Source organism: Tolypothrix sp. PCC 7601 (genome assembly GCF_025677855.1).
Classification (GTDB): Bacteria; Cyanobacteriota; Cyanobacteriia; order Cyanobacteriales; family Nostocaceae; genus Aulosira; species Aulosira diplosiphon.
On record NZ_CP064879.1, the window covers coordinates 8,329,894 to 8,346,416 of the forward strand.

Sequence of the window (16,523 nt, forward strand, 5' to 3'; positions counted from 1 at the left end):
CAGTGCCCAGTCTCCAATCCCTAATCTATCGCCTCGTAATCAGCCTGTGCAGTGTTTTCGTCATCAAAATCAAAGTTAAATTCTGGTATTAGTGTGCCACTAATTGGTTGCTCTGGTTGTGAAGTAAACAATTCTTCGGAGACTTCTTGCCCCTCTTCAAGTTGGTTATTAGCACGGTTGTAGACATTAGCACCAATGGCAAATAAAGTTTTTTGGAAGTCATCTAAACACTGCTGAAATTCCTGTATGGAAATACTCGGGTTAGTCATTGCAGCTTGCAGTTGATTGACTTTTTCATGGGCCAAAACTTTCATATCTTCGCCAATTAAGTCGCTATTATCTCTGAGAGTCGAATCGTAACTGAAGAATAGATTCTCGGCTTGATTTTTAAGTTCTACCAGTTCTTTACGCCGTTTATCTTCTTCAGCAAAAGCTTCAGCTGCTTGCCTCATTTTCTCTACTTCTTGGGTACTCAAGCCACCTGTATTGGTAATGCGAATACTTTGTTCTCTACCAGTACCTTTGTCTTGAGCAGCAACCTTCAGAATGCCATTGACATCGATTTCAAAAGATACTTCAATTTGTGGCACACCTCGGGGGGCTGGGGGAATTCCTGCTAACAGGAACTTACCAAGACTTTTGTTATCCCGCGCCATTGCACGTTCACCTTGTAGGACATGAATTTCTACTGAAGTTTGCCCATCCACTGCGGTGGAAAACACCTGGGATCTGCTAGTAGGAATTGTCGTATTACGTTCAATAATTTTGGTAAAAACTTCTCCTAAAGTTTCAATTCCTAAAGACAGGGGAATTACATCCAATAGCAGGAGATTATCGACTTCTCCACCAATCACACCCGCTTGCACAGCCGCACCTAAGGCAACTGCTTCATCAGGGTTAATAGAGCGATCAGGTGTTTTACCATTGAAAAACTTGATGAGGGCGTTTTGGACAGCCGGAATGCGAGTAGAACCACCAACCAAAATTATCCGATCTATATCTTGCGCTTTGTGATCGGCATCCTTGAGCGCTTGAATCATCGGTTCAATGGTGGCTTCAATCAAATGGGCTGTGAGTTCTTCAAATTTCGAGCGACTGAGTTCTAGTTCTAGATGCTTTGGCCCTGTTTCATCAGCAGTAATAAAAGGCAAGTTAATCGAGGTGCTAGCCATGCTAGAAAGTTCAATTTTTGCCTTTTCCGCCGCTTCTCTGAGGCGTTGCAGCGCCATCTTGTCTTGAGTAAGGTCAATGCTTTCTTGTTGCTGGAAACGTTCGATAATCCAGCGAATCACGCAGTCATCAAAGTCATCACCACCCAATTGATTATTCCCATTGGTGGCTTTGACTTCAAAAACTCCATCTCCCAGTTGCAGGATCGATACATCAAAAGTACCGCCTCCCAAGTCAAAGACTAAAATTAACTGTTCTTCGTTGTGCTTATCTAAACCAAAGGCTAGTGCAGCAGAGGTGGGTTCATTAATGATCCGGAGAACTTCTAACCCAGCAATTGTACCTGCGTCTTTGGTCGCTTGTCTTTGGGCATCTGTGAAGTATGCTGGTACGGTAATTACTGCCTGAGTAACAGTTTCACCTAAGAAATTTTCTGCATCTTGTTTGAGCTTCTGCAGAATCATGGCAGAAATTTCTTGCGGTGTATAGTTCCGTCCACGAATTTGCACATCAACAGTATCATCGCGCCCTTTCACACATTGATAAGGCGATCGCTCGCGTTCTGCTGAGGTTTCTTCCCAGCGACGACCAATAAATCTTTTAATACTAAATACTGTGTTTTCGGCATTTGTAACGGCTTGTCGTTTAGCCAGCTGTCCAACCAAGCGATCGCCCCCCTTACCAAATCCCACAATACTAGGAGTAGTGCGTCCACCCTCGGAATTAGCGATCACCACCGGTTGACCGCCTTCTAAAACTGCAACGCAACTGTTCGTAGTACCTAAATCGATCCCAATAACTTTTCCCATACTATCCAGTATATTTACGTACTTATGCTGCCGTGAGGCTTTGCGGACTATCTTATGTTATTTTTTTGCTACAGGCTAACACTCACGAAACCGCCTAAGAAAATCAGGTGACTGGGGGTAAGCAAGAAGTTACAGCATTGGATCGGTGAGGGGTTACTTTGACTTTGGGGCGGCTTCTTTTCACAGAGCCGCACCTTGTGTGAGAGCTACCACTAAATAACGGCTTGCTAAACTTCGGCTAACCGTCAACAGACCTACTTTGATTAGGATCTGTGATGCTCGCCCTTGCAACAACCAAGGCACTTTTGGTCAGTGAGGCGAGCAACTACAGATTAAGAGTTGTCAGAACTCGACTGATTATCTTGTGCAGGTAATGTATCTTCCTTGGGAGCCGCCACCTTGACCATTGCATGGCGCAGTACGCGTTCACCCAAGTAATATCCGCGTACTAACTCTTCTAACACTGTTCCTTCTGGATGTTCATCCGTAGGTTCGCGCATTACGGCTTCATGCAGATTAGGATCGAATTCTTGACCTTCGGGACGCATTGGCGATACACCTAAGCGTTTTAAGCAGTCCACTAATTGCTTGTAAACGCCTTGATAGCTTTTATGAATTGTCATTTCGCTATCAGTTTGGGGTTTGAGGTGCGATCGCGCCCGCTCAAAATTATCGACTACTGGCAGCAATTCCGTAATCGTATTCCGCTTCACCTGTGCTTCTAAATCTTCTTTTTCTTTTTGGTTGCGTTTGCGGTAATTCTCAAAATCTGCCGCAATTCGCAGATATTGAGTACTGCGCTCTTCTAGTTGGCCTTTGAGAGACTCAATTTGTTGAGTCAATGCTGCTAAAGCCGCAGCTTGCTCTTCATTTCTCTCAGAAGCTGCAACACCATTGTCAGGTGTGGCTGATGTATCTCCTGATACATTTGTTGTGGCTGCTACTGGCTCAGTCACGTCGCTGCCAGATTCGTTTAAGTTGATTTGGGCTGCGGAGTCGCTCATAATTGCTTGCTTTACCTCTATTGGTTCACCCAATTGCTGGCTTGTATTGTTTACCTGTTTATTTTCGTCTATCATTGTCCACTCATCCCAGATACTATTTACGGCAAAATTTCACCACCCTAATTTGTGTGGTTTTCTTGCTCATACTTTTCCTGGAAGTGATGTCACCGTCATCTTATTGTGACAAATGGTGAACGTATTAGCGTATATGCTCCTAGGGCGGTAACCCGAACGTCGTTGCGGGAGTGAGTTGCGATCGCCTTTTACCTCAATTATTTTACTTATAAGTTATTTTTTTTACCATATTGAGCATGGGTATGGAGCGTTTGTCATTTGGTATTTCTCCCCATTACCCATTACCAATTACCCATTACCTAGTCCCCATCCCTCAGCATGAAAAATATTTAGTGATAATTTATTCTCTGTAAATGAGAATTCTGTGGCACAGGCTGGGAATACTTTATTCATAGGTTTTCCCTACCCATTGCTCATATATGACTTACTCGTCACCGCAACGGCGCAGTACCGCTCTAACCACAAAAACAGAGTTTTCGCCCTTTGGCAACAAGCTAGTACAGACTGGCTATGTTAATAACGAACAGATGAGACAGGCACTCATTGAAAGCCGCAAATCTGGCACACCTTTAACGGAAGTACTAGAGTCAATTACCGGGCGGCAACTCTCACCTGAATTAGTTAGACAATACAAAAAACAGCAGTTATTTGAACTAAAAATACTATACGGGGTTGAATTCCTTGATCCGGAAGTCAACCAACTTGCTAATACGATGGTGGGGAGGTTAATTGAAACCCTCATTCCCGTAGACATTTGTCGTCGCCATCGCTTAATCCCACTATCAAAACATGACGACCAAACCCCACCTTGCGTTTTGGTGGCGATGGTCGATCCGGATAACCTGGAAGCTTCGGATGACCTCAACCGCATCTTGCGCCCACAAGGTTTAGCTTTGCAGCGCATGGTAATTACCCAGGAAGATTACCAACAGCTGATTAATCAATACTTAGATGAACTAGCAATTAGGCAAAAACATCTAGAACAAGAAAAGTTTACAGATATCAATCAAGATTTAGAAAACCTGAATAATCTTGATATAGATGATGCTCCTGATGAGATGGAAGCTGACTTAGGCGCAGCAATGAAGGGTGCAGAAGACGCACCAGTTATCAATCTCGTCAATAGAATTTTGGCCAAAGCCTTGCATGAAAAGGTTTCGGATATTCATATTGAACCGCAGGAAGAAAATCTCCGGATTCGCTTTCGTAAGGATGGGGTACTGCGTCAAGCATTTGACCCCTTGCCGAAAAAAATCGTGGCTGCGGTGACAGCCAGGTTTAAAATCATTTCCAGCTTAGACATTGCTGAGAGACGTTTACCTCAAGACGGACGTATCCGGCGGATGTTTGAGGGACGTAAAGTGGATTTCCGCGTCAACACCTTACCCAGTCGCTACGGGGAAAAGATTTGTCTGCGGATTTTAGATAACTCCTCTACTCAACTGGGATTGAATAAGCTGATTACCGACCAAGAAACCTTAGATATTGTTAAGGACATGGTCAGTCGTCCCTTTGGTTTGATTCTAGTTACCGGCCCAACTGGCTCTGGTAAAACCACTTCGCTGTATTCAGCATTGTCAGAAAAGAACGATCCCGGAGTTAACATCAGTACAGTAGAAGACCCAATTGAGTACAGTTTGCCAGGCATCACTCAAGTACAGGTAATTCGGGAAAAAGGACTAGATTTTGCTACCGCTTTGCGGGCTTTTTTGCGGCAAGACCCAGATGTGTTACTCGTGGGTGAAACCAGAGACAAGGAAACTGCCAAAACAGCGATTGAGGCAGCCTTAACAGGTCACTTAGTATTAACCACCTTACATACCAATGATGCCCCAGGTGCGATCGCACGTTTGGGAGAAATGGGCATTGAACCTTTCATGGTTTCTAGTTCTTTGATTGGTGTGTTGGCACAACGCTTAGTTAGGCGTGTTTGTCCTGATTGTCGTATTCCCTATACTCCTACAACCGAAGAACTGGCTCGTTATGGTATGTCTGCTTCTCAGGAAGTGAATGTCACTTTCTACAAAGCTAACTCTTTGCCCAACGAAGTCCAAGCGGATGCCAAAGCTAAAGGTCAACAAGTATGCTCCACCTGTAATGGCGTTGGATATAAAGGACGTTGTGGTGTTTATGAAGTAATGCGAATTACCGAAAACTTGCAAACTCTCATCAACGAAGAAGCACCAACGGAACGGATTAAGGAAGTAGCAGTAGAAGAAGGGATGAAAACCTTGCTGGCGTACAGCTTAGATTTAGTACGTCAAGGCTCCACCACCCTAGAAGAAGTTGAACGAGTCACCTTTACTGATACCGGTTTAGAAGCGGAATTAAAAGCTAAACGCAAGAGTGGTCTGACTTGCCGCACTTGTGATGCCACATTACAACCAGAATGGCTAGATTGTCCCTACTGTCTAACACCTCGCTTTACCGATTAGTCAAACATCAAAAGTCAAATAACTAACAACTAGGGAGACAAAATTATGGAGATGATGATTGAAGATTTGATGGAGCAGATGATTGAAATGGGGGGTTCAGATCTGCATTTATCCGCCGGTTTACCACCCTATTTCCGCATTAGTGGCAAACTCACCCCCATCGGCGACCATGTATTGACTGTGGATCAGTGTCAAAGGCTGATCTTTAGTATGCTCAACAATACTCAGCGTAAAACTTTAGAGCAGACCTGGGAACTCGATTGTTCTTATGGTGTAAAAGGCTTGGCGCGGTTCCGCGTCAATGTTTATAAGGATCGTGGTTCCTACGCTGCTTGTTTACGCGCCCTCAGCTCCAAAATTCCCAACTTTGAAAAATTAGGGTTGCCAGATGTAGTCCGGGAAATGACAGAAAAGCCCAGAGGACTGATTTTGGTGACGGGGCCCACTGGTTCTGGTAAGACCACTACCTTGGCAGCAATGATTGACTTGATTAACCGCACCAAGGCAGAGCATATTTTGACAGTAGAAGATCCAATTGAATTTGTGTATGAACCAATTAAAAGCTTGGTTCACCAACGACAACTTGGTGAAGATACTAAGAGTTTCGCTAATGCTTTGAAGGCAGCTTTGCGGGAAGATCCAGATATTATTCTGGTGGGGGAAATGCGGGATTTGGAAACGATTTCCTTGGCGATTTCTGCGGCGGAAACAGGTCACTTAGTATTTGGAACTTTGCACACCAGTTCAGCGGCACAGACGGTTGACCGGATTATTGACGTTTTTCCCCATGAAAGACAAACCCAAGTAAGGGTGCAGTTATCTAACTCCTTGGTAGCTGTGTTTAGCCAAACTTTGGTACCAAAGAAAAACCCCAAACCAGGTGAATATGGTCGGGTCATGGCTCAAGAAATTATGATCATTACTCCTGCTATTTCTAACCTGATTAGAGAAGGGAAAACATCTCAAATTTACTCTGCAATTCAGACCGGGGGTAAATTGGGTATGCAAACACTAGAAAAAGTTTTAGCTGATTATTATAAAGCCGGAACTATTTCCTTTGAAGCTGCTATGTCTAAAACTTCTAAACCCGATGAAATTCAACGTCTCATCGGTGGCGCACCACAAGCAGCAGGTGCAAAACCTGCTGCAGGTGTTGCAAAAGCTCATTAATGAAGAGTAAAAATCAGGGTGCAAGGGAGAACAAGATAATTAATTGCTTTTGACCGCGCCAATTTTAGATTTTAAATTTTGAATTTTGGATTATTTATTTGGTACAAGCCCCTCCCACAAGGGACGGAACAAATCTAAAATCTAAAATCCAAAATCTAAAATTGATTGACCCTTGACCCTTGACCCTTGACCTTTGACCCTTAAACTATTTGAAATTGATTAATCTATGCCTACCTATGTTGCCCGTGTGCGGGACTCACAAGGAAAATCTAGAACAGAAAAATTTTCGGCTGAATCATTAGCTCAAGCCCGTACTAATCTGAGAGACCAAGGTTTAGTTGTTCAAGACTTGAAAGAGTCTAAGGGCGGATTCAGCTTTGATTTTGAGAAATTTCAGACATCAATGGTCAAAGTGTCTGTTAAGGATAAAGCGGTTTTCTCTCGCCAATTTGCTGTTTTGACAAATGCAGGTGTAGCGATTGTTAGAAGTTTAGGAGTACTTTCTGAGCAATGTAGCAATCCTAAATTAAAAGTCGCTTTGAATGATATTAGCAATGATGTTCAAAGTGGGACAAATCTTTCCGATGCCATGCGGAAACATCCTGATTGCTTTGATAATTTGTATGTCAGTATGGTGCAAGCTGGGGAAATTGGTGGGGTGCTAGACGATGTATTAAATCGTTTAGCGAAGTTGTTAGAGGATGTAGCACGCCTACAAAACCAAATCAAAGCTGCATTGTCTTATCCTGTGGTTGTTGGTGTTTTAGCAACATCAATCTTTGTCGGGATGACTGTTTTTCTAATTCCAATTTTTGCCAAAATCTTTAAAGATATAGGTATAGATTTACCTCCTCTAACACAGTTTTTAATGGATTGTAGTGCAATATTCCGCAGTTTATGGTCTGTAGTAATTATTGCTGGATTTATCGGTTTATCGATTGCCTATAAGCAGTATTACAAAACTGCTGTTGGTAAACTAACTATCGACCGTATTTCTTTAAAGGTGCCTTTATTTGGTGATTTGATTCAAAAATCATCAGTTGCCCGCTTTAGCCGTACTTTTGGGTCATTAACTCGTTCTGGTGTACCTATCCTTACTTGTTTAGAAATTGTCCGAGATACATCAGGAAATCAAATTGTTGCTAATGCTATCGATGCAGCTCGGATAGAAATTCAACAAGGGGGCATGATTAGCGTTGCTTTGCAAAAAGACGCAGTGTTTCCCGCTATGGCAATTCAGATGATTAGTATTGGCGAAGAAACTGGGGAATTAGATGGAATGTTAATGAAAGTTGCTGACTTTTATGAAGATGAAGTTGAGCAATCAGTTAAAGCATTAACTAGTGTTTTAGAACCACTAATGATTGTGGTTTTAGGGGGTATGGTCGGTACAATTTTGTTAGCAATGTATCTGCCTATGTTCAAGGTATTTGAAAAGATGGGCTAATAATGTCTCAAGGCTAAAGGATGAAATTATCTCATAAGTCATATTTCATCCTTAGACCTAACATTTTCTAATTCATATTTCATAGTTCATCTTTCACAGAAATATGCTTGTGCAAAAATCTGATTACGAAGCTAGCTTGGCAGAATATAGTCATCATCTCACTGCGATCGCTTTATTAAAACAGCATCGACCTTACTTAGAGATGATTCCTAGCCTGCGCCGTCCCGATGAAAGTGTGATCGCCATTCCTTTGCCTATTGTGCGTCTGCGGCAAATTGAAACCACTGCCACCCACACAACTTGCTTACCCTGTGATGTGGCAATTCTGATGTGCGATCCAGAATGGAAAGTAAAAACGGGAGCCGAGATTGTAATTTTTATTCATCGTCCCCATGAAGATTTTTCGGAATTATTGGGACGTTGGCGACAAACTCAAGTTCTCTTAGACACAGATTATGAGTGGCTCATGCCTGAACGTCACAGTCATATTTTGAGTGAAGGAGCCAATACTGTATATCCTTTATTTTTACTTTTTAGTGAGACTTCAGAACGCATTCAGCGAGGTCTTTTAGGAGCAGAATTGCCATTTATCATCCAAAAACCCCAACATCATCTTGAAGAAGAAAGCAGGAATGAAGAGGGTTTAGAGATTATGGATTAGGAACTAGAGATTAGTGAAAATTAATTCTGTATGGAAAATGGGCATGGGGCATGGGACATTGGGGAGGCAGATTTTTATGCTTGGCGATGAAATTTTTTTCATTGGGAGTGCCTTGCAAAAAATCTTTTCTAGGGGCGAACAGCTGTTCGCCCCTAGATTATTTCTAGAGATGTTTAGGAGTGATTAGATTAAAACCGAGAAATCACAAACAAATCCCATTACTTCACAAATTGAGGCATAATTTCTGCGGCGGTAAAGATACCATAGATGCCACGTTGATGCAATTGTTTACCTGCTTTGAGATAGCCAAAAGCTGGGCCGCAGACGTTGGCTGCCATGCTGGTTTCATCCCCTAGGGTAAAGGTATGGGTAGAAATTTTACCTTCAAAAGTACGCCCTGTAACTTTAACGTTGGTGCTGAGGGGCTTTTTGGGATTACGTGTATCGACTACACCCCCAACAGTAACGCGATCGCGCCCTACTATGCCAGCAAACTCTAACATTACATCATCGGCGTGTTCCATATTCTCTAAAGTTAGCACGCCATTGGTTTTATCTAGTAAGGCTTCTACTTCAGCATCGGTCATCATTCTGGCTGTTTCTACTGTATAACCAGGCATATGACCAATATCTTCGCGAACGGTGGCGCGATAAGCTTCCCAGTTGGCAATTCCCACACCAAAGGTAATTTCCACTTTGTGAATTTCGGCATAGCTTTGGGCGGCTAAAGCGGCGGCGGCTGTTAATAGTCCTGGTGTTGCACCGCACCCTGTCATATAAGTAATTCCCGCAGCTTCCAGTTCTGCTTTCATGGATAGCAGTTGTTCTACGGCAGTGGTACGCTTAATTGCATCCACCAATACACCCCGCCAGCCAGATTGAATAAATTCTTTGGCTACTGAGGGAATAAAATCATTGGGTAGGTTGGGTAAAGCTAGAAAATAACCATCTACAGGTTGAGCGCTGGCGATTAAATCTTGAATACTATTGTTTGTTAAAGTGCCTACAGGCTCTAAATAACCTAAAGAACCCTGAGCTTGGTAGGTTTTAATGCAAGCATCTGTTTTTAAACCCTCAGCAGCATAGGCGTAACCCTTTTGATCTGCTGCTGCGACTAAAATCATTTCCCGTTTACCAGCCAGTACCTTGGCGGCTGCTTGTCCGAGTCCACCGAAACCCAGTACTCCTACGCGTATCGCTGGTGAAATATTTAGAGAACTTTTGACTTGTTCTGGATTCATAGTCAATTTGTAGAGTTGAATCGACAGCCTTTATCCTTCAGCATTTCAGCTTGTGGCCTGTGGCTGATGGCTTTTAGCTATAGAGGTTAATTATCATTCATTATCCGGGGTTCTACCATTCCTAAAATTGTTTTTTACTAAAATTTCTTGGTAAGTACTTTTTGGTTAAGGGGAAAAAGGGGAATGGGAAAAGGTAAAGACAAAACCTTTAACCTTTCCCCTGAATTAGTTGATGTCAGTATTTCCGAAGAATCAGCTAGCTGGATAGCCAGCAGCAGCTAATACTTCTTTAATTACTGTTTCTGAAGCTTGAGTATCTATAGTGACAAGCTTAGTTTGAGGATCTGCTTGAATATTTGCATTGGCATCGACTACTTTAAGTGCATTGGTAATATTGTTTGCACAAGCCGAACAAGCCATGTTGGGAATTGTGAGTTGAAGTGTCATAAGTTTCAAATGTTGAAGAAAAAATTAATCAAGACCAAGCTTGATACCATTGCTGCATCTGTTGAATTTCAGCAGTTTGCGATTTGATGATAGCTTGAGCGAGGTCAAGAATTTGTGTATGGTTAGCGCGATCGCCAACCATCTGTGCCATCATTACAGATGATTCATGGTGAGGAATCATTTGCCGGATAAATTCCATACTTATCCTAAACTCTCTAGTCAGGTGGAGAGTCTAGCTAGATTAAAAGCATTCTTGGAAAAGTTAATATTTATTTACTTGCTGCTGTTACCAAATTGGCTAATTTTTGCGCTGCGCCGGCTTCACCCCGGACATTCCGTAGCTTGAGTTGCATTTCCTTTAATTTTTCAGGATGAATCAATAAATCTAAGACCATTTCTCCGATTTCCGGCGCTTGGAGATGTCCCACGAGTTCAGGTACTATCTCTGACTGTGCCCAAATATTCGGCCAGGCTAACAAACCTTTGCGTCTCAGAAATAGCCAGTTGATGACTTTGGCAAAGGTCGAACCCAATCCTGGTAAATTAGCTAGCAAGCCTGGTAAACCATCCCAAGAACGCATCGCATCAAGCTGTTGGGTGGGGAGTAAAACAATCATCGGCACAGCTAAAGCACCAAGTTCAGCTGTATTTGCGCCTACAGTAGTTAAACAAATACGACATTGAGATAATAATTTATAGGCTGGCGTTTCTTGTGAAAGTTCTATAGTTAAGCCGTTAGCGGTTTTGAGTACGGGATGATGTTGGCTGTCTTCTGGAACAATTAAGGAAGCACCAGAGAAGCCAAAGGTTTTTACAAAAGGATTTTTTTGAGCATCAGCAAAGCTAGCTAAAGTTTGTAAATCTAAAGTGGGTGCTACGGGAATGACAAACTTAGTTTGGGGCCTTTGAGCGTGGATGTATTCTGCGATCGCTAATGTTAATGGTACTCCCTGCGCTAACTTTGCAGCTTTTGACCCCGGTAATAAACCAATGATTTCAGTACTGACTCCTGAGTCTTGAGTGTGAAGTGAACTCTGCGCTTCTAACATCAAATCACCCACAACAGTAAATTTGTGAGCATATTTCTGAGGAATACGTCCAGCAACTTTCGGTGTCATTACCCCAAAGCTATCAATCAAGCTGTACCAACGAGCATCCCATTCAGCGTAAATTACTGTCTTGTAACCAAGTTTTTTACCGATGACAACCGGAAAAATTTGATCGCCACCCAGAAAAACTACAACTCCGCGACTTCTCCAATCCCAATTATCAACAGTTTTTCCCCAGAGTAAAAATTGCCAGAAATGCTCTGCTCCCTGAACTCTATCAACTTCTGGGTAAGAAAGAGCGATCGCAGTTTCTTTACCACTAGCATTAGGACAGGGAGATAAAATTACAGAAATCCTCACAGTAGAGCGATCGTTACCCAGTTGTTCCCGCAATGCTTTCACTACTGGACGTACCCAAGTTGTTACTTCCCCTGGGCCATTGGAGAGAATGAGAATATCTACTGGAGTCATGAGTTAATAGTGAACAGTTGAAAGCTATATGGTTAAGAGTAAAAAATTAAGTAATTCGTTCCTAAGTTAAGAACGCACGATACTATTGATATAATTGCAGACTTTGCGGAGTGATATTATGCGCGAATCTGTAATTTATCAAGATATTTTACAAGAAGGACTAGAACAGGGTATTGAGCAAAAAGCGCAGGAGATTGCCAAAAATATGCTCAATGAGGGAATGGCGATCGCATTAATTGCTCGCGTTACTGGTTTAACGGTTGAGCAAGTTGAACAATTACAGGCTCAAACTGATGATAATCAACCTGCGTGATATTGTGCGATCGCTAATCACGCTATTCTTTATGTTTACTATCCAGCAAATTAGTCAATGCTTGCACTAAAGTTTGATTTTGTTCATCAGTACCAATAGTGATGCGTAATTTATCATCCAATCTTGGTTGTTTGAAGTAACGGATTAAAATTTTCTGTTCCTTGAGTTTTTGATAGAGGTATTCTGCATTTCCTTGGGGAGGCTGGACTAGTAAAAAATTTGTTTGGGAATCCCAAACTAGAAAACCTAATTTTTTCAAGTCTGATGCTAGCTGATTTCGTGATGCTTTAATTTTGGCGACACAAGCGTTTTTATAGGCTTGATCGGTGATAGCGGCTGTCGCTACAGCACAGGCGATCGCATCAATATTATAGCTATCTTTGACTTTAAATAATCCATCTAATAACTTAGGATTTGCTATGCCAAAACCTAAACGCAATCCTGCTAAAGAATACCCTTTAGAAAGTGTGCGGATAATTATGACATTTTCGTATTCATGGACTAAATCTAAAGCAGTTGATTCTGTAAAATCTACATAAGCTTCATCAATTACTAAAATCCCAGATAATTGACTGGCTAATTTTCGCAGATCTTCATTTGGAACTACATGACCTGATGGACTATTAGGAGATGCAATAAATGTGACTGAACCATCAGCCGCAATTAATTCTTTTAAAGGCAAACTATAATCTTCTGGATAAGAAATTTCTAAAATATCTGCTGCTTGCATCTCAACTAATGTGCGATATAACACATAAGTTGGCATCGGATAAACTACCTTACGTCCTGGTTCAGTACAAGCACGAATGATGATGCTTAAAATTTCATCACTACCATTACCAACGATAATCCAATCGCTAGGAACGCCTAAAACTTTACTAGCAGCTTGGCGAAACTCTCCCCCAAATGGTTCAGGATAGCGCCGCAACCATTCACCATCAATATTCCGCAGTACTTCTAATGCTGCTGGTGAGGGTGGATAAGGGTTTTCGTTGCTGTTGAGTTTAATAATTTTTGTCCCCCGTGGTGGCTGTTCGCCAGGGACATAGCTAGCCATTGCATCTACATTGGAACGGAAATATTTTGTCATAGCCTAGGTATCTTAGAAAAACAGGCGGTTAAGTAATTTTAGATTTTAGATTTTGGATTTTGGATTTTGGATTGTCTAAATCTCGCATCCGAATTTATCATCTAAAAATTCCAAGATTAATTCCCACCTACAATTCCTAAAGATATCGTTTTTTGGTGAACAAGAGGTAGACAATACAATGATGAGTGTGGCGTATTGTTTCCATTGTAGATTTTACTATACAGAAATTATGCATTTTTCAAAGGTCATGCATAGTTTGTTTTAATTCTTTCTTGGGGAATCACGATCGCAAATTCTGTATAACCAGGAGTAGAATGACATTCCAGTTGTCCTTGATGCTTTTCAACGACAATTTGATAACTAATAGATAAGCCTAATCCTGTACCTTTACCAATACCTTTGGTGGTAAAGAAGGGGTCAAACAAACGTTGGCGAACAGCTTCGCTAATACCAGGGCCATTGTCTATAATCCGAATTACAACTGCTGGTGCAGACTGGATATTGTAGGGTTTATGATAAAATTCCTCTCTACCTTCAATAGTAGGGTCACCTTTGTTTAATTCTGTGCAAATTTTGATTTGGCTGGGATTTTCTAACATTTCTTGAGGCGAACGCTGGCGATCGTACTCTTCTAAGGAGTCTATAGCATTAACAATAATGTTCATAAATACTTGGTTGAGTTGTCCTGCATAGCACTCTAGTAGCGGTAATTGGCCATATTCTTTGATGACTTGAATTTGGGGACAACCAGTTTTAGCTTTAAGACGGTTTTGCAAAATCATTAAAGTACTATCCAAGCCATCATGAATATTTACCCGTTTGATTTCCGCTTCATCAAGGCGAGAAAAATTTCGCAGAGATAGTACTATTTCCCGAATGCGGTTAGCACCCAGTTTCATAGAATTTAATAGGTTGGGTAAATCTTCTATAATAAAATCGAGATCGGCCTCTTCTATTGTCGCTTGTAGTGTCGTATCAGCTTGAGGATATTGCTGTTGATATAATTGCAATATATAGAGTATATCTTCAACATATTTTGTAGCAGGATTCAGATTACCATAGATAAAATTAATAGGATTATTAATTTCATGAGCAATCCCAGCTACCAGTTGACCCAAGCTAGACATTTTTTCTCGATGAATGAGTTGCGCTTGAGCTTGCTGTAGTTGCTGTAGAGTTTGTTGGAGTTTTTCTTTTTCTTGAATTAAATCAGTTGTACGTCGCTGTACACGATGTTCTAATTCTTGATTTACTTGTGCTAATTTACTTAAGGCTTCTTGTAATGAAAGTTCTGTTTGTTTGGGTTGATTAATATCTATAATAAAACCGATTAGTTGTGTGACTTCTCCTTGAGAACGCACAATATTGACAATATCTTTGACCCAAATCCAGTTACCATCAGCAGCTAAAAACCGATACTCAACTATGTAGTCATCTTGTTGGAGTGCAGCAACTTGCTGATGTTCTAACACATGGGGTAAATCTTCAGGATGAATATGCGATCGCCAGAATTGTGGTTGATACCATTCCGCCAATTCATAACCAAATAAATCAATTGCTTGTGGCCCTACATAAGTAAATTTATGAGTGCTAGCCTCTGCTTCCCAAGGTACTAATTTAACATTTTCTACCAGTCGCTTGAGACGTTGGCGAGTTTGCTCTAAGTCTTTTTCTGTCAGCTTACGTAGTGTAATATCATTGGCGATCACAGCATAGTTAGTAGTGATACCTTCGGCATTAGAAATAGCCTGACCATCTACAAATAGCCAATGTTCTTGCTGATTATTTGATATATAAGAAAACTCAAATTTAAAGCTTTCGCCTTTTAGTAATTGTTCGCGGATATAAGCTTGTTGTATATTAGTTTTTTCATGAGCAGCCAGTACAGAGAAAAACTTTTTTCCTATTAAAATTTTTGCTGGTATTTCTGCCCGTTGCACTAATGCTTCATTGACCCACTCTATACGTCCAGATCTATCTGTTAATGCCATAAATAAATCGTTGCGGCTAGCTAAGGCATTAAACATAGTTAAGGGTAAATTTTGTGAATCAATTAACATTCCCATAACTCCTGTAACTATGCTGAAAAAGCATCACGTCTTCCTGCTACGTATGCCAAAAACAGCTTACTAATATCGTCGCGCACCTGACGAAATATTTGCAGTTTTTCTATTTCTGTACCTGTGGCTTCTGCTGGGTCAGGAAAGCTAAAGTGATGACGTTTAATAGATGATAGTAAAGTAGGACAACTTTGGTCTGCATGATCGCAAACTGTAATGACAGTATCAATTTTTTGGTCAAGAAAAAGATTGATATGCTTACAATAATTTTGAGAAATATCTATTCCTATTTCTTGCATTACTTTTATAGCCAAAGGATGTACTTCTTTAGCTGGGTTCATTCCTGCACTTTGAGTTGTGAATAAATCATCAGCTAACTCTTTCAATACCCCTTCAGCTATTTGGCTACGACAAGAATTACCAGTACAAAGAATTAAGAGAAGTGGTAAATCCATCTTCTATATTCAGCAATAAATATTACTCTAAATCTTAACTTTACATACTTGATTTTGCCGTCAGGGAAAATACACAAACCGATAAATATTCAGAAAAAGGGAGGTTTTTAGCCTCCCTTGTTGTGATTTTTGAAATTCTATATGAACAATTTTTAGAAGCGATCGCGGTGTCGGCGTTGTTCTTCAAAGCGACGTTGACGTTCGCGTTCAATTTCTAGCCTGCGTTGACGTTCGCGTTCAAGTTCTAGTCTATGCTGGCGATCGCGTTCAATTTCTAGTTTGCGTTGACGTTCGCGTTCGAGTTCTAGTCTATGCTGGCGATCGCGTTCTAATTGCTGTTCTCGCCAGTCATGTCGTTCATTACCTCCAAGAATTACTTGAATTTGAGCCGAAGCTGGTTTTGCTAACACACTTGAAGCTAGCACAACACCTAATACACCGGATGCAAGAATCCTTTTCATAAAGAAAATCCTTGAATGAAATGTAAAGTTAATGGAAGAAAAAGAAGCCACTAATGAGTAGCTTCTAAGAACATAAGGAACATGAACACTAATTGCTGTTGACTTATCTGTTGCCTTGATGTTAGCTATGAATCGAGTAGAGTACACCTTAAGCTTTCAGAGGCA

The 16,523-nt window shown here is 41.2% G+C and carries 15 protein-coding genes; 5 read left to right on the plus strand and 10 right to left on the minus strand.

What is annotated here, in order from left to right; all coding sequences use genetic code 11:
- Positions 1 to 20 precede the first annotated feature (20 nt).
- Together dnaK and grpE are read right to left on the minus strand one after the other, a co-directional pair.
- A complete protein-coding gene (dnaK, locus tag HG267_RS33730; protein WP_045874065.1) occupies positions 21 to 1,979 on the minus strand; it encodes a molecular chaperone DnaK in 1,959 nt (652 codons plus the stop codon).
- A gap of 332 nt (positions 1,980 to 2,311) precedes the next feature.
- A complete protein-coding gene (gene grpE, locus HG267_RS33735; protein ID WP_045874066.1) occupies positions 2,312 to 3,058 on the minus strand; it encodes a nucleotide exchange factor GrpE in 747 nt (248 codons plus the stop codon).
- 419 nt (positions 3,059 to 3,477) lie between these two features.
- Between grpE and HG267_RS33740 the strand changes: the two genes are divergently transcribed.
- The 4 genes from HG267_RS33740 to HG267_RS33755 all read left to right on the plus strand — a co-directional run bounded on the left by HG267_RS33740 (position 3,478) and on the right by HG267_RS33755 (position 8,771).
- Positions 3,478 to 5,493: a GspE/PulE family protein gene (locus tag HG267_RS33740; protein ID WP_045874067.1), complete on the plus strand. Its 2,016-nt coding sequence runs from the start codon at positions 3,478 to 3,480 to the stop codon at positions 5,491 to 5,493.
- A 45-nt stretch (positions 5,494 to 5,538) separates the two neighbouring features.
- On the plus strand, positions 5,539 to 6,663 hold the full coding sequence (locus HG267_RS33745; protein ID WP_045874068.1) for a type IV pilus twitching motility protein PilT: 1,125 nt from the start codon (positions 5,539 to 5,541) through the stop codon (positions 6,661 to 6,663).
- 226 nt (positions 6,664 to 6,889) lie between these two features.
- Positions 6,890 to 8,110 carry a type II secretion system F family protein gene (locus tag HG267_RS33750; protein ID WP_045874069.1) on the plus strand — a complete coding sequence of 407 codons (1,221 nt, stop codon included), beginning with the start codon at positions 6,890 to 6,892 and terminating at the stop codon, positions 8,108 to 8,110.
- Positions 8,111 to 8,213: 103 nt separating this feature from the next.
- Complete coding sequence (locus tag HG267_RS33755; RefSeq protein ID WP_045874070.1) at positions 8,214 to 8,771, plus strand: hypothetical protein; 558 nt, start codon at positions 8,214 to 8,216, stop codon at positions 8,769 to 8,771.
- A gap of 218 nt (positions 8,772 to 8,989) precedes the next feature.
- Here the strand turns inward: HG267_RS33755 and bioU are convergent, their stop codons facing one another.
- From bioU to HG267_RS33775, 4 genes are all read right to left on the minus strand, one after another.
- Positions 8,990 to 10,012, minus strand: a complete 1,023-nt coding sequence (bioU, locus tag HG267_RS33760; protein WP_045874071.1) for a (S)-8-amino-7-oxononanoate synthase BioU — start codon at positions 10,010 to 10,012, stop codon at positions 8,990 to 8,992.
- 252 nt (positions 10,013 to 10,264) lie between these two features.
- Positions 10,265 to 10,459 (minus strand): heavy-metal-associated domain-containing protein, encoded by a 195-nt coding sequence (locus HG267_RS33765; protein ID WP_045874072.1) that lies wholly within the window; start codon positions 10,457 to 10,459, stop codon positions 10,265 to 10,267.
- Between the two features lie 28 nt (positions 10,460 to 10,487).
- Complete coding sequence (locus HG267_RS33770) at positions 10,488 to 10,658, minus strand: DUF305 domain-containing protein (RefSeq protein ID WP_309227650.1); 171 nt, start codon at positions 10,656 to 10,658, stop codon at positions 10,488 to 10,490.
- Positions 10,659 to 10,728: 70 nt separating this feature from the next.
- Positions 10,729 to 11,979, minus strand: a complete 1,251-nt coding sequence (locus HG267_RS33775) for a hypothetical protein (RefSeq protein ID WP_045874073.1) — start codon at positions 11,977 to 11,979, stop codon at positions 10,729 to 10,731.
- A 118-nt stretch (positions 11,980 to 12,097) separates the two neighbouring features.
- On the opposite strand from HG267_RS33775, the gene HG267_RS33780 reads away from it, so the two are divergent.
- Positions 12,098 to 12,292 carry a hypothetical protein gene (locus tag HG267_RS33780; RefSeq protein ID WP_045874074.1) on the plus strand — a complete coding sequence of 65 codons (195 nt, stop codon included), beginning with the start codon at positions 12,098 to 12,100 and terminating at the stop codon, positions 12,290 to 12,292.
- 22 nt (positions 12,293 to 12,314) lie between these two features.
- Here HG267_RS33780 and hisC read toward each other — a convergent pair whose 3' ends face one another.
- The 4 genes from hisC to HG267_RS33800 all read right to left on the minus strand — a co-directional run bounded on the left by hisC (position 12,315) and on the right by HG267_RS33800 (position 16,358).
- Complete coding sequence (hisC, locus tag HG267_RS33785; RefSeq protein WP_045874075.1) at positions 12,315 to 13,382, minus strand: histidinol-phosphate transaminase; 1,068 nt, start codon at positions 13,380 to 13,382, stop codon at positions 12,315 to 12,317.
- Between the two features lie 245 nt (positions 13,383 to 13,627).
- Positions 13,628 to 15,442 (minus strand): PAS domain S-box protein, encoded by a 1,815-nt coding sequence (locus HG267_RS33790; protein WP_045874076.1) that lies wholly within the window; start codon positions 15,440 to 15,442, stop codon positions 13,628 to 13,630.
- A gap of 17 nt (positions 15,443 to 15,459) precedes the next feature.
- Complete coding sequence (locus tag HG267_RS33795; RefSeq protein WP_045874077.1) at positions 15,460 to 15,897, minus strand: arsenate reductase ArsC; 438 nt, start codon at positions 15,895 to 15,897, stop codon at positions 15,460 to 15,462.
- A 152-nt stretch (positions 15,898 to 16,049) separates the two neighbouring features.
- Positions 16,050 to 16,358, minus strand: a complete 309-nt coding sequence (locus HG267_RS33800; RefSeq protein WP_045874078.1) for a hypothetical protein — start codon at positions 16,356 to 16,358, stop codon at positions 16,050 to 16,052.
- Positions 16,359 to 16,523: the final 165 nt, after the last annotated feature.

Coding starts and splice junctions, on each gene's coding strand:
- dnaK (WP_045874065.1), bottom strand. CDS start 1,979: ATGGGAAAAGTTATTGGGATCGATTTAGGTACTACGAACAGTTGCGTT.
- grpE (WP_045874066.1), bottom strand. CDS start 3,058: ATGATAGACGAAAATAAACAGGTAAACAATACAAGCCAGCAATTGGGT.
- HG267_RS33740 (WP_045874067.1), top strand. CDS start 3,478: ATGACTTACTCGTCACCGCAACGGCGCAGTACCGCTCTAACCACAAAA.
- HG267_RS33745 (WP_045874068.1), top strand. CDS start 5,539: ATGGAGATGATGATTGAAGATTTGATGGAGCAGATGATTGAAATGGGG.
- HG267_RS33750 (WP_045874069.1), top strand. CDS start 6,890: ATGCCTACCTATGTTGCCCGTGTGCGGGACTCACAAGGAAAATCTAGA.
- HG267_RS33755 (WP_045874070.1), top strand. CDS start 8,214: ATGCTTGTGCAAAAATCTGATTACGAAGCTAGCTTGGCAGAATATAGT.
- bioU (WP_045874071.1), bottom strand. CDS start 10,012: ATGAATCCAGAACAAGTCAAAAGTTCTCTAAATATTTCACCAGCGATA.
- HG267_RS33765 (WP_045874072.1), bottom strand. CDS start 10,459: ATGACACTTCAACTCACAATTCCCAACATGGCTTGTTCGGCTTGTGCA.
- HG267_RS33770 (WP_309227650.1), bottom strand. CDS start 10,658: ATGGAATTTATCCGGCAAATGATTCCTCACCATGAATCATCTGTAATG.
- HG267_RS33775 (WP_045874073.1), bottom strand. CDS start 11,979: ATGACTCCAGTAGATATTCTCATTCTCTCCAATGGCCCAGGGGAAGTA.
- HG267_RS33780 (WP_045874074.1), top strand. CDS start 12,098: ATGCGCGAATCTGTAATTTATCAAGATATTTTACAAGAAGGACTAGAA.
- hisC (WP_045874075.1), bottom strand. CDS start 13,382: ATGACAAAATATTTCCGTTCCAATGTAGATGCAATGGCTAGCTATGTC.
- HG267_RS33790 (WP_045874076.1), bottom strand. CDS start 15,442: ATGTTAATTGATTCACAAAATTTACCCTTAACTATGTTTAATGCCTTA.
- HG267_RS33795 (WP_045874077.1), bottom strand. CDS start 15,897: ATGGATTTACCACTTCTCTTAATTCTTTGTACTGGTAATTCTTGTCGT.
- HG267_RS33800 (WP_045874078.1), bottom strand. CDS start 16,358: ATGAAAAGGATTCTTGCATCCGGTGTATTAGGTGTTGTGCTAGCTTCA.